This is a genomic window from Roseibium sp., from assembly GCF_965233565.1.
Taxonomy (GTDB): Bacteria; Pseudomonadota; Alphaproteobacteria; order Rhizobiales; family Stappiaceae; genus Roseibium.
Genome location: NZ_OZ247494.1, coordinates 1,198,949 through 1,212,155, shown reverse-complemented (window position 1 = coordinate 1,212,155; position 13,207 = coordinate 1,198,949). Strand labels below are relative to the sequence as shown.

16 protein-coding genes are annotated in these 13,207 nt (G+C 58.1%); 11 read left to right on the top strand and 5 right to left on the bottom strand.

What is annotated here, in order from left to right; translation table 11 throughout:
- Positions 1-2 precede the first annotated feature (2 nt).
- Positions 3-1,217 (top strand): GTP-binding protein, encoded by a 1,215-nt coding sequence (locus tag ACO6TG_RS05800; RefSeq protein ID WP_422377305.1) that lies wholly within the window; start codon positions 3-5, stop codon positions 1,215-1,217.
- Positions 1,214-1,840: a DUF1826 domain-containing protein gene (locus ACO6TG_RS05795; protein ID WP_422377304.1), complete on the top strand. Its 627-nt coding sequence runs from the start codon at positions 1,214-1,216 to the stop codon at positions 1,838-1,840. Before ACO6TG_RS05800 ends, ACO6TG_RS05795 begins: the two co-directional genes overlap by 4 nt.
- A gap of 270 nt (positions 1,841-2,110) precedes the next feature.
- On the opposite strand, the gene ACO6TG_RS05790 is transcribed toward ACO6TG_RS05795, so the two are convergent.
- Positions 2,111-3,172 (bottom strand): saccharopine dehydrogenase C-terminal domain-containing protein, encoded by a 1,062-nt coding sequence (locus ACO6TG_RS05790; protein ID WP_422377303.1) that lies wholly within the window; start codon positions 3,170-3,172, stop codon positions 2,111-2,113.
- A 230-nt stretch (positions 3,173-3,402) separates the two neighbouring features.
- On the opposite strand from ACO6TG_RS05790, the gene ACO6TG_RS05785 reads away from it, so the two are divergent.
- Positions 3,403-3,825 (top strand): Lrp/AsnC family transcriptional regulator, encoded by a 423-nt coding sequence (locus ACO6TG_RS05785; RefSeq protein ID WP_422377302.1) that lies wholly within the window; start codon positions 3,403-3,405, stop codon positions 3,823-3,825.
- 21 nt (positions 3,826-3,846) lie between these two features.
- On the opposite strand, the gene ACO6TG_RS05780 is transcribed toward ACO6TG_RS05785, so the two are convergent.
- Together ACO6TG_RS05780 and ACO6TG_RS05775 are read right to left on the bottom strand one after the other, a co-directional pair.
- Positions 3,847-4,527 carry a FadR/GntR family transcriptional regulator gene (locus tag ACO6TG_RS05780; protein ID WP_422377301.1) on the bottom strand — a complete coding sequence of 227 codons (681 nt, stop codon included), beginning with the start codon at positions 4,525-4,527 and terminating at the stop codon, positions 3,847-3,849.
- 26 nt (positions 4,528-4,553) lie between these two features.
- Positions 4,554-5,270, bottom strand: a complete 717-nt coding sequence (locus ACO6TG_RS05775) for a ribonuclease activity regulator RraA (protein ID WP_422377300.1) — start codon at positions 5,268-5,270, stop codon at positions 4,554-4,556.
- 554 nt (positions 5,271-5,824) lie between these two features.
- Between ACO6TG_RS05775 and ACO6TG_RS05770 the strand changes: the two genes are divergently transcribed.
- The 7 genes from ACO6TG_RS05770 to ACO6TG_RS05740 all read left to right on the top strand — a co-directional run bounded on the left by ACO6TG_RS05770 (position 5,825) and on the right by ACO6TG_RS05740 (position 10,384).
- Positions 5,825-6,817 (top strand): TRAP transporter substrate-binding protein, encoded by a 993-nt coding sequence (locus ACO6TG_RS05770; RefSeq protein WP_422377299.1) that lies wholly within the window; start codon positions 5,825-5,827, stop codon positions 6,815-6,817.
- Between the two features lie 65 nt (positions 6,818-6,882).
- Complete coding sequence (locus ACO6TG_RS05765; protein ID WP_422377298.1) at positions 6,883-7,413, top strand: TRAP transporter small permease; 531 nt, start codon at positions 6,883-6,885, stop codon at positions 7,411-7,413.
- A gap of 1 nt (position 7,414) precedes the next feature.
- The gene (locus ACO6TG_RS05760; RefSeq protein ID WP_422377297.1) at positions 7,415-8,695 is read left to right on the top strand and encodes a TRAP transporter large permease; all 1,281 of its coding nucleotides are present in this window, start codon (positions 7,415-7,417) and stop codon (positions 8,693-8,695) included.
- Between the two features lie 116 nt (positions 8,696-8,811).
- A complete protein-coding gene (locus ACO6TG_RS05755) occupies positions 8,812-9,555 on the top strand; it encodes an SDR family NAD(P)-dependent oxidoreductase (RefSeq protein ID WP_422377296.1) in 744 nt (247 codons plus the stop codon).
- 24 nt (positions 9,556-9,579) lie between these two features.
- Positions 9,580-9,891: a cupin domain-containing protein gene (locus ACO6TG_RS05750; protein WP_422377295.1), complete on the top strand. Its 312-nt coding sequence runs from the start codon at positions 9,580-9,582 to the stop codon at positions 9,889-9,891.
- A 28-nt stretch (positions 9,892-9,919) separates the two neighbouring features.
- Positions 9,920-10,087, top strand: a complete 168-nt coding sequence (locus ACO6TG_RS05745) for an AsnC family transcriptional regulator (RefSeq protein WP_422377294.1) — start codon at positions 9,920-9,922, stop codon at positions 10,085-10,087.
- Positions 10,088-10,114: 27 nt separating this feature from the next.
- Complete coding sequence (locus ACO6TG_RS05740) at positions 10,115-10,384, top strand: Lrp/AsnC ligand binding domain-containing protein (RefSeq protein WP_422377293.1); 270 nt, start codon at positions 10,115-10,117, stop codon at positions 10,382-10,384.
- 181 nt (positions 10,385-10,565) lie between these two features.
- Here the strand turns inward: ACO6TG_RS05740 and ACO6TG_RS05735 are convergent, their stop codons facing one another.
- The gene (locus ACO6TG_RS05735; RefSeq protein WP_422377292.1) at positions 10,566-11,330 is read right to left on the bottom strand and encodes a hypothetical protein; all 765 of its coding nucleotides are present in this window, start codon (positions 11,328-11,330) and stop codon (positions 10,566-10,568) included.
- Positions 11,331-11,344: 14 nt separating this feature from the next.
- Between ACO6TG_RS05735 and ACO6TG_RS05730 the strand changes: the two genes are divergently transcribed.
- Positions 11,345-11,974, top strand: a complete 630-nt coding sequence (locus ACO6TG_RS05730) for a hypothetical protein (RefSeq protein ID WP_422377291.1) — start codon at positions 11,345-11,347, stop codon at positions 11,972-11,974.
- A gap of 337 nt (positions 11,975-12,311) precedes the next feature.
- On the opposite strand, the gene ACO6TG_RS05725 is transcribed toward ACO6TG_RS05730, so the two are convergent.
- Positions 12,312-13,196 carry a LysR family transcriptional regulator gene (locus ACO6TG_RS05725; protein WP_422377290.1) on the bottom strand — a complete coding sequence of 295 codons (885 nt, stop codon included), beginning with the start codon at positions 13,194-13,196 and terminating at the stop codon, positions 12,312-12,314.
- Positions 13,197-13,207: the final 11 nt, after the last annotated feature.

The window sequence follows — 13,207 nt, the reverse complement described above, 5'->3', positions numbered from 1 at the left end:
TCATGCCGGACAAACGTTTGCCCGTGACGGTGCTGTCGGGATTTCTGGGCGCTGGCAAAACCACCTTGTTGAACCGGATCCTGAACAACCGGGAAGGCCTCAAAGTCGCCGTCATCGTCAATGACATGTCGGAGGTGAATATCGATGCGGATCTGGTGCGGGCCGGCGGTGCGGAGCTCAGCCAGACCGAGGAAACACTGGTGGAGATGTCCAATGGCTGCATCTGCTGCACGTTGCGGGACGATCTCCTGCAGGAAGTGCGACGGCTCAGCGAAGAGGGCGCGTTCGACTATCTCCTGATCGAGTCGACCGGCATTTCCGAGCCGCTGCCGGTGGCCACCACTTTCGAGTTTCGCGACGAAGACGGCCAGAGCCTCGCCGATGTCGCCCGCCTCGACACCATGGTCACGGTGGTGGATGCGGTCAATCTGCTGAAGGACTATTCAAGCCATGACTTCCTGCGGGACCGGGGCGAGGTCCTGGGAGAGGAAGATGAGCGCACGCTGGTGCATCTTCTGACCGACCAGATCGAATTTGCCGACGTGGTCGTACTCAACAAGGTGAGCGTCGCCGAACCGTCCCAGGTGGACGCCGCCCGCAAGATTATCCGCAGCCTCAATGGCGATGCCCGGATCCTGGAAACCGACTACAGCGAGGTCGCCCCGTCGGAGATCCTCAATACGGGTCTCTTCAACTTTGAAAAGGCCCATGAACACCCGATGTGGGCCAAGGAACTCTATGGTTTTGCCGAGCACGTGCCGGAGACGGAAGAATACGGCGTGGCGTCTTTCGTCTATCGGGCGCGCCGCCCCTTCGATCCGCAGAAGATACACACCTTGCTCAACAATGCACTGCCGGGCGTCATCCGCGCCAAGGGGCATTTCTGGATCGGTAGCCGGCCCGATTTCGTGATCGAGTTTTCACTGGCAGGTGCGCTGTCCAGCATCAGCCCGCTGGGCACATGGTGGGCCTCGGTGCCGCCGGAGAAATGGCCGAACGACCCGCGCGCCCACGATTATGCCCGCGCCCAATGGGTCGAGCCATTCGGCGACCGGCGTCAGGAACTGGTCTTTATCGGTGCGGGCATCGACTGGCCGGCGCTGAAAAGCCGCCTCGACGCCTGCCTGATCCCGGAACTTCAGGGCAACGATCTTGCAGCCTTTGCCGGCCTGCCGGATCCGTTCCCGCCCTTCAGGCGGGCCGAGGCCGCGGCATGAGCCTGGCAGAGACCCGATATTCAGCCGGAGACCAGCTGGCCCGCGATGTCCTTATCGGCCGCGAGCCGGATATTCTCGATGACATTCATCTGCCGTCGGTGGCCGCCTCGATCTGGGCGCGCACACCGGCGCCGGACTTCCAGGGCTGGATCGACGGGCTTACCGTCGATCAGCTGCCGGAACTGGCGACCGTTGTCCCGGTGCATCTCGCCGAGGCGGCCGTACTGGCCGCTGCCGAAACGGCCGGAACGCCCACCGGGCCGGAACTGGACATGCTGGCCGGCGACGTTGGCGCCCTGGCCTTGATGGTGGCCAAGACCCTGCGGGTGGACCAGATCCGCCTCCGCCTTGATGTCTCCGAAGAGGTCATGTGCCCGAAATTTCACATCGACAATGTGGTCGCCCGGCTGCTGTGCAGCTATCGCGGGCCGGGGACGGACTATGTGCCGGAGGGAGCGGAAGGCGATCCCGGCCGGATCCGTCAGGTCCGCACCGGGGCTGTTGGCCTCTTTCGGGGACGGCTCTGGCCTGATGTGGACAGCACCGGCCTCCTGCACCGCTCGCCCGCCATGCCGAAGGACATCGGCGCAAGGCTGCTTCTGGTGATTGATCCGGTGGTCTGAGCCCGAAGGCAGGGTGACGCGTGAACCGCTTCCCCGGCAGCACATTCCTCTCCGCGAAAGAGGGGACCGGGGAAGGTTTGTCAAGTGTCGGCGGTCTCGCGCCGCCACCCACCATTGTCATCCCGGTTTGGCGCAGCCAGGAGCGGGATCCGGTCATTACCGGGATTTATTTGTCTGATCGCGGACGTTCCGGCAAACCGGGCCCCGGATCTGCGCTTTGTTTGTCCTCGGTGCCAGGGAGAGGTCTTGCTTTCCAGCCGGCAGAGAGGCTTACCCTGCCGCGTAAAGCGAGCCCGTGCGTGTCTTCAAAAACGCTTCCAGCGGGATGTCTTCCTGACGCAGGAAGCCGTGGTCCGGCAGTTTGCCGTCGCGCACCATTTCGATGACGGCAACGACGGATGCAGATGTCGTCCAGGCAATCGCCGTGCGCATCTTGCCGCCGATTTCGATGGGTTTATAGGCCCGCACGAATTCCTCGCGGCGCGCACGGCCGTCGATGGTGCCTTCGGACGCCACATGCACATAAACAACATCGTTGTCGGTCGGCGGTTTGGCATGGACCAGGATCTCGCCGGCCTCCTGGCGCCGCTCGCGCATCAGGAGTTCGTGGAAGAAGAAATTCATCAGCTCCGCATGGCCCGGGTAACGCATGGTCTTGTAGTCGATATTGGCGACCTTGCCGAGATAGGTCTCGCACATGGTGCCGAGGCCGCCGGAGGTGGTGAAGGCTTCCAGCTTCATGCCGTCGATATAGATGGTCTCCAGCCATTCCATCGGCGAGACCCATTTGCGCACGCCATCCTCGATCACCTCGCAATCATTGAGATATTCGTTGACGACCCCGTCCGGTGACCAGTTGAAGGCATAGCCCATCAGCCCGGTCGGGTTCTGCGGCAGCGCGCCGACACGCATGCGGCAGGAGCGGCATTCATCAAAGTCGCCGATCTGCTTGGCGCCGACAATGCCGACAAAGCCCGGCGCAAGACCGCATTGCGGCGCCATCAGGCCCTTGGCGGTTTCGCTCATCTCTATGATCGCCTTGGTGGTCGGCACGTCCTCGGTCAGATCGAAATAGTGAATGCCGGCGGCATGGGCGGCGGTCGCAACACCGACATTGAGCTGATAGGGCAGGCAGGAAAGGATGGCGTCGACATCCGCGACGATCTTTTCCAGGCTGTCATAGGCCTTCAGGTCTGCCGAGCGAATGTCAAACGGCATCTCCTCGCGCGGGGCGTGCTGGTCATAGGCGATGACCTCAAAGCCGCTGTCATGTAATAGCCGCGCGGCCAGCGCTCCCACTTTGCCCAGACCCAGTACCGCGATTTTTTTCATGTCTCTGCTCCCTGGCGAAAGGCGCCCTTCTTCGGAGCTGCCCTTGCCCGATTGTTCCCCTGACGGCGTTTTTTCCACCCGCGCCGAAGCACGGGTCGAAAAACGCCCGTTGGGCCTATTAGGAGCTGATTTGGTGCCAAACAAAACGGCAAAAAACTTTTCAAAAAGCTAGTTTTCTGACATTTTGTCAGGCTTGGTGCGGCCCATAAACCCGGCTTTCAGGAAACCACATGGACGATCTCGACCACCGCCTGCTTCACCTTCTGACGCGCGATGCCCGCATGTCTGCGACGGATCTGGCTGAAAAGCTTGGTGTGTCGCGCGGCACGGTGCAGAACCGGATCGACCGGCTCCAGCACCAGAAGGTGATCCACCGCTTCACGGTCGAGCTCGGCCCTTCGGACGAGGACCACCAGATCAGCGCCTTCACCCTGATCCGCCTCACCGCCGACGACGGCCGCGCCACCCAGGCCGCGCTCCGCCGCATCGAGGCGATCACCGACATCCACACGCTCAGCGGCGCGTTCGACCTGGTCGCGGAGCTGCGGGTGCGCTCGCTGAAACTGCTGGACAGGACGCTGGACGAGATCCGGGCCCTGCCGGAAGTGGCGGAGACGCAGAGCCATATCCGGTTGGCGTCGGCGGGGCGGTGAGGGGGCAGTTCCCTGGAAAGATCAGCCTTCGAAAATGCGTTTCCTGGCATTTTCGACGTGATCGCGCATCGCCTGCCGGGCGGCTTCGGGATCGGACGCCTTGATCGCATCGTAGATGTCGTAATGTTCCGATTGAACCAGTTTCATGCGCGTCTGCGGTTTGGTGAGCGACAGATTGCGGGTGAGGTTCATGCCGGTCAGGATGTTCGATTGCATGGAGGACCGGGCGGCTGCGAAATACTTGTTGTCGGCGGCATTGCACACCGCAACATGAAAGGCCTCGTCTGCAGCGACACCCAACTCGCTTTCCCGGATACATCGGTCAAGTTCGTCCAGAGTGCCGCGCATGTCGGCAAGGTCTGTGTCAGTCCGGCGCTGCGCGGCAAAAAAGGCGGCTTCCCCTTCGATAGCGGCCCGAAACTCGAAGGTTCTTTGAATGTCGGCGATCGAGCCGACCGGCGCGAAGTCACGGACCGCGCCTTCGGGGCGCCGCTTGACGAAGGAACCGGAGCCCTGCCGGGAAACGATGACGTCATCTTCGCGCAACTGTTTCAGGGCCTGGCGAAGCACTGGTCTGGACATGCCGAATTCGGTGCACAAAACCTGTTCGGACGGCAGTTTTGCACCGACCGGCACGTCGCCGTCCATGATCTTGGCAAGGATATTCTCATAGGCGCGGTCGGACAGCGACCGGTCGCGCATGGAACCGTCACTTGCCGCTTTTTTCTCTATTTTCCTTTTGCCAGACGCCACGTGTTGAACCTGTCCTTGGTTGAAGGATCTGTCGGAGGGTAGAGCCCAAATGTAGAAGCCCCCTGTTTGACCATGTCTAGCACGAAGTCTTCGAAGACAGTCATCTCTGCAGCTTCATTTGCAACTTCGTTTGCCATATGGCGTGGGATGCACACAACACCTTCATTGTCTCCAACAATGATGTCGCCGGGAAAGACCGAGACCCCGCCACAGGCAATGGGATCATTCACGGCGACTGCGTGGTGTTTCGTCAGGTTGGTCGGTGCACTCGGACGGGAATGGAAGGCGGGCATGTCGAGTTCCGCAATGTCGGGCGTGTCCCTGAAGCCGCCGTCCGTGACGATGCCGCGGCACCCTCTCGCCTGAAGCCGTGTGGCGAGAATGCAGCCGGCGGATGCGGCCGATGCATCCATCCGCGAGTCGATCATGAATACGGCGCCAGACGGGCATTCCTCCACTCCCTTGCGCTGGGCATTGTTACGATCCGCGAAAGAGGCAAGATGATCCAGGTCTTCGCGTGCGGGAATGTATCTCAGAGTATAGGCGGGCCCGACCATGTTCGGTCCCGGGCGCAGTCTGGAAACCCCTTGCAAGTAGATGTTTTTCAATCCTCTTTTGAACAAAACCGTGGTGAGCGTCGCGGTGCTGACACTCATGAGCTTGTCAAAAGCCCCTTCTTCAAGGTCTGACATCGGCAGGGTCCATCATCTGTGTATTCCAGGGGTGTGTCGTCGTTTGAAACGACTACTCTTAGATCGCCAACTTGTCAATAAGTTGTAATTTTTGTGAGTTGCGGGTTGTTGGTTCTGTTTCGCTCTACAAGTGACGGTGGACCTGTTCCAATTGGAAGGTCGTGACAATCGAGAGCTGAAGAGAAACTTCATGATCTTAATAATCAATATATTCTAATAAGTTATACGATTTTAAATGCTGCAGTTTCGATCCCGGCACCAGAGAGGATTGCTCTCGCCATGGCTCAGTTCCGGCTGATTGGAACACGCCTGGGCGGACAGCCTGGGAGACGCAATCGGGACTGAAATATCGAACTGTCCGGAAAAATAAATCGATTAAAAAGAGCTGATTTACAAGCCGAAACACCTATCACCATAAACTGAAGATATGGGAAACATTATTTAAAACAGATACTTAGTGTCGTTCTTCAAAAAGAATTTGTTCACTTCATTTTTCAACTTGTAAAAATTTGTAAAGTACGTATCGTCTAGCCTGGTCAAACAGGGAGGAACTCATGACCGGTATGAAATCATTGAAGCTGGGCGTCGCCTTTGTTGCCGCAATCGCGGCATCCGCGGCGGGTCTGTCTGCCGAGGCGAAGGAGCTGCGCGGCTGGAACATTCATGTGGAGGACTATCCCGTCTCTCACGGCATGGAAGCCTTTGTGAAGGAGGTCAGTGAAAAGACCAATGGCGAGATCACCGGCAAGGTCTTTCATGGCGGCGTGCTCGGATCCCAGCCGGATGCCATTGAGCAGGTCCGGCTCGGTGTCGTGGACTTCGGCGTGTTCAGCCTCGGGCCGATGGGGCAGGTGGTTCCCGAAACCAATGTTGTCTCGTTGCCGTTCATCTTCAAAAGCGTGCCGCAGATGTATGAACTCATGGACGGCGAGGCCGGGGCGGCCCTGAGCAAGGGACTGGAAGCGAAGGGCATCGTCGCGCTTGGCTATTACGACGCCGGTGCCCGGTCCTTCTACACCTCGATGAAATCCATTCAGGAGCCGGAAGACCTGGCGGGCATGAAGATCCGCGTCATGAACAACGACCTGTTTGTTGGCATGGTGGACAGCATGGGCGGCAATGCAACACCGATGGCTTTTGCTGAAGTCTATCAGGCCATCAAGACGGGCGTCGTGGACGGGGCGGAAAACAATCCGCCGTCTTATGAATCCACCAATCACTTCGAGGTTGCCAAGTTCTATTCCCTGACAGAGCACCTCATCATTCCCGAATGCCTTTGCATGAGCAAAAAGACCTTCGATGCCTTGACGGCGGAGCAGCAGGACATTGTCCGGGAGGCAGGCCGCAACAGCACGGAATTGCAGCGCAAGCTCTGGCAGGACCGCGAAGCGGCGAGCATGGCCAAGGTCGAGGAAGGTGGTGTTGCCGTGAACACGGTTGAGGACAAGGCTGCGTTCCAGGCAGCCATGGCTCCGGTCTATGATGCCTTCCTTGAGCAGAACCCGAACCTGGTCGGCCTGGTCGACCTGTTCAGAAACGCGCAGTAAACAGCGTTACCCCGGGGCTGCGCCAACTCCTCCGGCGCGGCCCTGCAGGTTCTGGAGCCGCAAAAATGCCGCATCATGTGAACGTCTGGCATCAGCTCGAAATATGGCTTGATCGCCTGAAGCGCCTCTGCGTTCTGGTTGGTTCGGTTGCCCTGGTCGTTCTGGTCGCGACCTTCGGCTGGCTGGTTTTCGGACGCTATGTCCTGAACCAGACCCCGACCTGGGTCGAGCAACTTGCTCTGTTGCTGATTTGCTACATCACCTTTCTCGGGGCTGCCATCGGCGTCCATGAGCAGTCTCATCTGGGTGTTACCCTGCTGCGGGATGCGTTGCCCGCGCGCCTGCGGCAGGGGCTTCTGCTCCTGACCGACCTGTGCCTGGCGCTGTTCGGCGCCGTCATGTTGTCCGCGTGTCTTGAGCTCTTTGAATTCGGCTGGTCCACGCGGCTGCCGATGCTGAACATTCCTGAAAGTTTCAGAACTCTCTCGGCCGTCTTGTGCGGCGGGCTGATGATTGTGTTTGCCGGAGCGCGGGTCCTTTTAAGGGGGCATTACCTGCTGCGCGGCGAGATCTACGAAGACAGGAAGGTAATCTAAAATGGGTCTCGCAATCCTGCTTGGCGTATTCGGTATCAGTGTGCTTCTGGGCGTTCCCGTCGCCTTTGCAATGGGCATCTCGGCCGCAGCGGCGTTCTGGTACGAAGGCTTTCCACTGCTGATGACGTTTCAGCGGTCCATCTCGGGCGTTGCGTCCTTTTCGTTGCTGGCGATCCCGTTTTTCGTCTTTGCCGGTGAACTGATGCTGCATGGCGGCATTGCCGCTCGGCTGGTGAAGCTTGCTTCGGCGCTGGTCGGGCATGTCCGCGGTGGCCTGGCTTCGGTGAATATCTTTTCCAGCATGCTGTTCGGCGGCATTTCCGGATCGGCGATTGCCGACATTTCCGCTCTTGGCTCACTGCTCATTCCGGTGATGAAGGGCAAGGGCTACAAACCCGACTACGCGGTCAATGTCACCGTAACCTCCTCGATTGCCGGGATCGTCATCCCGCCGAGCCACAACATGATCATTTTCGTGGTCGCGGCCGGTGGCGGGATATCCATTTCCAAGCTGTTCCTGGCCGGCGTCATTCCCGGCATCCTGATGTGCGTCTGTCTGGCCATCGCTGCCTATGCCGTGGCTCTGAAACACAATTACGGGTCCGAACCCTTTCCGGGCTGGCGCGTGGTGGGGCAGACGGCGATTGCTGCCATTCCCGGGCTGATCACCGCGGTCATCATTGTCGGTGGTGTGTTGTCGGGCGTGTTTACCGTCACCGAATCCGGTGCCTTTGGCGCGATCTACGCGCTTCTGCTGACAGCCTTTGCCTATCGGAGCCTCGACTGGGACAGTTTCGTGGTGTCGGTGACGTCGGCGCTCAGAACGACCGCCATGGTCATGATCCTGATCGGCTTTGCCAGTTCCTTTGCCTATCTGCTGGCGCTCTATCAGGTGCCGGCAAAGCTCAGTGAATTCCTGCTCGGGATCTCCGAGGAGAAAATCGTCATTCTGCTGATGATCAACCTCATGCTGCTGATGCTCGGCATGATCATGGACATGGCGGCGCTGATCCTGATCTGTACGCCGATCTTCCTGCCGATCGCCAGAGAACTCGGCATGGACCCGGTCCAGTTCGGCATCATGCTGCTGGTCAATCTCGGTCTCGGCCTGTGCACTCCGCCGGTCGGTACCTGCCTCTTCGTCGGCTGTGCGGTCGGCAAGATAAAGATCGAGCAAGCGCTCAAATCCATCTGGCCTTTCTATCTGGCGCTGTTCGTAGCGCTGATGCTGATCACCTACGTGCCCGCCTTCTCCATGTTCCTGCCCTCGCTGTTCGAGTGAACGGCCGGATGGAAAAGGAAAGGTTTCAAGCCGCGGCCCGCTGGCCGCGAAGATGGGCGAAACACCACTCGCTGCCGGGATTCCCGGCGACATCACACCAGTTCAGGGACAAAGTCATGAAACTTGAGGGAAAAACCGCCATCGTCACGGGAGGCGGCCGGGATATCGGCCGGGCCTGCGCCTTGAAACTTGCCGAAGAAGGCGCAGCTGTCGCCATCAACTATTTCTCCAGCAGCGCGGGCGCAGAGGAGACCGTTGCCGCGATTGCAGCGGCGGGCGGCAGGGCCTTCGCACTTCAAGGCGACCTGAACAGTGAATCCGGCGTTCAGGCACTGGTCGACAGAACCGTTGCCGAATTCGGCGGGCTTGATGTGCTTGTGAACAATGCCGGCGGTCTGATTGCCCGCAAGACCATTGCCGACATGTCGCTGGAGCATTGGCGGGCCGTGATGGATCTCAACCTGACCAGCACGTTTTTGATGATCAAGGCGTGCCTTCCCCACATGACGTCGGGGGCAATCGTCAACATTGCCAGTCAGGCCGGGCGCGATGGCGGCGGCGGCGGCGCTGTGGCCTATGCGGCGTCCAAGGGCGCCGTCATGACGCTGACCCGCGGGCTTGCCAAGGAGCTCGGACCGGATATCCGGGTCAATGCGCTCTGTCCCGGCATGATCGACACCGACTTCCACAATATCTTCACCAAACCGGAGGTGCGCAGGACCGTGGAGGCAGCGACGCCCTTGAAGCGACAGGGCACGCCTGAGGATGTCGCCAATCTCGTTGCCTTTCTGGCAACGGACGCCGCGTCCTTCGTGACCGGCGCCAATGTCGACATCAATGGCGGCCTGTTTTTCAGCTGATCGCGAAAGGGAAGGAAACCGACAGTGACCGAGTTTCAAGTCGTGAAAACAGGGGACGGGGTCACCCGCCAGGTTCTGGCCGATCATCCGGACCTGATGATGGTGGCCTTCTGCTTCGACCATGCAGGCGCCGAAGGCGCGCTCCACAATCATCCGCATGTGCAGTCGACCTTTGTCGAAAGCGGCCGGTTCAGGTTTTTCCTCGGAGACGAACAGCGGGAGGTCTCGGCCGGGGACAGCTTCGTCATTCCCTCCGGGCTGACACATGGCTGTGTCTGCCTGGAACCCGGCCGCCTGGTCGACTGCTTCACGCCAAGACGGGATGACTTTCTCTAAGGGATGCCGGTCTTGTGAGGGGCCAAGCGTGCTGTCTCTGCATTCCTGCTTCAGTGGGCAGGGGCGGCTCGAGGGCCGTCACGACGGCTGTCTGCTTCCTCTGCTGACAAGAGATGCCCATATGTCCGTAACCGATCTTGCGGAAAAGCTGGGCGTCTCGCGCGGTTCCGTCCAGAGCCGGGTCGACCGGATGTAGCCTCAGAAATTGGTTCACCGCTGACAGGTGGAGCTCGGCCCTTCGGACGAGGACCACCAGATCAGCGCCTTCCCCCTGATCCGCCTCACCGCCGACGACTGCCGCGCCACCCAGGCCGCGCTCCGCCGCATCGAGGCGATCACCGACATCCACACGCTCAGCGGCGCGTTCGACCTGGTCGCGGAGCTGCGGATGCGCTCGCTGAAACTGCTGGACAGGACGCTGGACGAGATCAGGGCCCTGCCGGAAGTGGCGGAAACGCAGAGCCATATCCGGTTGGCGTCGGCGGGGCGGTGAGGGGGAGTTTTGGGACTATGAGCCCTTCGGTATTCAGCTTGCGTATGCGAATATACGTCTGACCTTGTCGCGTTGGTTTTACCGCGCGCAGGTCTAAACTCTTGCATTGAGTGGCAAACTATTGGTCGGCGGCCAAATTGACGGGTGTCGCGTACAAAATGCAGCAGTGTTTTACTTAACGTTACCCGCGTGATGACGACGCGCCGAACATCGCCTGAGCTGCCGAAATTAGGTTTCGGAGCAAGGTTGACACCAATCCACTACTGTAGCCCATCAAAAACGGCAACAATATCATTGCATAGTGACTGATCTCTAAGGCGCTTTGATCTTCTGTAGATTGAAAGTTGAAAACAACGTCAAGATAACTTCGTGAAATCGTAAGTGTAACAACCCATCCCAAAATTGAACCCAAGATAATTCTCGATTTTCCCTGATACTCATCGAAATGTGCTGCCACATCAGAAGTTGAATACGCCGATGCTGCGAAAAGCTCCGCGCATGCGGCTCCAATCACACCCAAGGCAGTGCCAAACAATATGATTGCGATACTCCACGTAGGATAGCACCAGTAAGAAGCTTGGCAGTCAGGATCTGACAAGATACTCGTGCGAAAAACTATGCAAATTGCTGTAGTGAAGGCAAGGCCACCGAGCGCCCATATTGCAATATTTAGTATAGAGTTCTTGTATCGCTTTACATCTTCTGGCGTAAAAGATGGCACAGTAAGAATCGTTATTGGTTTAGTTGCAGCAGTAATTTCTTTCAAAATTTTTGTGGCTTCCGCTTGATTTTCTTCGCTTCCATGTGAGTTATCTAGTCTATACAATCTATCGACTAATTTATCATCTATTTGAACGCCAATTGCTATGCAATAAGTGCATAGACGGCGCATTGCGCCTATATCTAAATCTCCTTGTCTTGGTACTTGATTCGTTTCCTCACTCATGCCAAATTTACCTCATGTCCATGCATTTGTGTAAAAACTTGTATCAGTTTTCCGCGTTTTTACTTTCGACTGCCGTAGTAATTTTGTTCTCGACAGTGTCAGAAGTCAATGCTGTCGACTGCGCGCGCGTGAGTGCCGTCATTGTGGATGGTGCAACGTACAATCAAAGGAAAGGTAATCGCTCAACTTCCGTTGAGCGTCTAAGGTCTTTGCTGTCGACCAAGTTTCCAAATACTCGTATTGCTTTGTTTGATAATACGCTTTCAGGGGGTCGCTCTGGAGAATTGGTTAAGCAACACATTAGTGATTTTGCTAAGGATTTATTTGTTCCGAGTGTCCCGAGTGTAGTATTTATACACTTTTCAACATTTTACGATCAAAACAAACCGGAATTTGAAAGGGAACGATTCGAGTTTTTTCTGCGCCTTCTCTGGAAAGAAAACTCTGAAGTAATTCTGGTAATTTCCAGCCGATCTTTAATGCGAAATCCATCCGGTTGGGCACGACATTTCAGATCTCGGTATGGCCAGCCGGATGATAGATTATTCGTAACAGGTAATTATCACCCGAAAAAGTGGCATAAAAATCTTGATCTTCTAGCGGTTGATCAATTGGCAGGAGTTTTGTCAAAAATCTGCTCATAGCTTAATTAGGGCATTTTTTTCAGCGACAGCAAAGTTTTTCTGTGAAAAAGAGGTCATTAGCGAAGCCGGAAAAGAAGTACATTTTGTCCGAGTATCTGCCATTTGTTCTGATCTATTGAATGTTGTTTTTTGGGATTGCAATCGGGGTAAGGGGCAAGGCGAATTCTGATTTGGCGACACAAAGCTGAAATCAAGCACTCGGTTTGCGGCTATGCCGGTAAGAAGCCAATTACTTCACTGCTCACTGTGCCAAATAAATCGATCTCGGCATACACCCGAACGCGTCAATGCTACCGAAAATTTCTCTTACATACTGATAGGACCCGGCATCTACTTTTTACACCAAGACCCATCCTAGCTCCCCAGCAATCCCCTCCAACCACCCCACCAGCACCTTCGCCTGCGCACTTAGCGCCCCCCGATGGATAAGCCCATACCGCGACCCATCCGCGCTGAATCCAAACGGCGCCACCAGCCGCTCCCGACCGATATCATCCAGAGCTACCACTTCCGGCAACAACCCAACCCCGAGCCCGCTTGAGGCGGCTTCGGCGTTGAGGAAGTGATGGTCCAGTTCGCGGCGGTCTTTCGGGCGTGGGGCGTCCGGGTGGGCGGCGAGCCAGGTGTCCCAGGAGTCGGGGCGGGTTTTCGAGATGAGCGCGGTGTAGTCGCCGGCGGTGAAGCGGGCGTGCATTGCGGCGGTCATCACCGGGCCGACCCGTTCGGGAAAGAGCGGGCGGACGGTCCAGGCTGGGTCGAGCGGGAAATCCAGTCGGCGGAGGGCGAGGATGCCGGCGTCGCGGCGTGGATCCATGGCGCCGCCACCAACCGACAGATGGATGGCGATATCGGGATGGGCCGCCTCGAAGGCGGCAAGGCGCGGGATCAGCCAGCGCATGGCAACGGATCGTTCGCAGGAGAGCAGGACGGCGCCGGGTCCCTCCTGCTGTGCCTCCCGGATTGTGGCAATCGTGCGGGTGAGATCATCGAAGCTGCGCCGGCAGGCATCGCTGAGGGCCTCGCCCGCCCCCGTCAGCCGGATACCGCGGCCGTCCCGCTCCAGAAGCGGGGCGCCGACGGCCTCCGACAGCCTTGAGACGCGGCGGCTGACGGCGGCATGCGTGAGGGAGAGCTCTTCGGCAGCGGATCGGACGGAACCGGTGCGTGCGGTTGCATCAAAGGCGCGCAGATCGTCGAGATAGGGGAGGTCAGAGCGTTTCATTGGTGATTTAT

Bases quoted from the DNA above. Each gene is read 5' to 3' on its own strand.
- ACO6TG_RS05800 (WP_422377305.1), top strand. From the start codon at position 3: ATGCCGGACAAACGTTTGCCCGTGACGGTGCTGTCGGGATTTCTGGGC.
- ACO6TG_RS05795 (WP_422377304.1), top strand. From the start codon at position 1,214: ATGAGCCTGGCAGAGACCCGATATTCAGCCGGAGACCAGCTGGCCCGC.
- ACO6TG_RS05790 (WP_422377303.1), bottom strand. From the start codon at position 3,172: ATGAAAAAAATCGCGGTACTGGGTCTGGGCAAAGTGGGAGCGCTGGCC.
- ACO6TG_RS05785 (WP_422377302.1), top strand. From the start codon at position 3,403: ATGGACGATCTCGACCACCGCCTGCTTCACCTTCTGACGCGCGATGCC.
- ACO6TG_RS05780 (WP_422377301.1), bottom strand. From the start codon at position 4,527: ATGCGCGACCGGTCGCTGTCCGACCGCGCCTATGAGAATATCCTTGCC.
- ACO6TG_RS05775 (WP_422377300.1), bottom strand. From the start codon at position 5,270: ATGTCAGACCTTGAAGAAGGGGCTTTTGACAAGCTCATGAGTGTCAGC.
- ACO6TG_RS05770 (WP_422377299.1), top strand. From the start codon at position 5,825: ATGACCGGTATGAAATCATTGAAGCTGGGCGTCGCCTTTGTTGCCGCA.
- ACO6TG_RS05765 (WP_422377298.1), top strand. From the start codon at position 6,883: ATGCCGCATCATGTGAACGTCTGGCATCAGCTCGAAATATGGCTTGAT.
- ACO6TG_RS05760 (WP_422377297.1), top strand. From the start codon at position 7,415: ATGGGTCTCGCAATCCTGCTTGGCGTATTCGGTATCAGTGTGCTTCTG.
- ACO6TG_RS05755 (WP_422377296.1), top strand. From the start codon at position 8,812: ATGAAACTTGAGGGAAAAACCGCCATCGTCACGGGAGGCGGCCGGGAT.
- ACO6TG_RS05735 (WP_422377292.1), bottom strand. From the start codon at position 11,330: ATGAGTGAGGAAACGAATCAAGTACCAAGACAAGGAGATTTAGATATA.
- ACO6TG_RS05730 (WP_422377291.1), top strand. From the start codon at position 11,345: ATGTCCATGCATTTGTGTAAAAACTTGTATCAGTTTTCCGCGTTTTTA.
- ACO6TG_RS05725 (WP_422377290.1), bottom strand. From the start codon at position 13,196: ATGAAACGCTCTGACCTCCCCTATCTCGACGATCTGCGCGCCTTTGAT.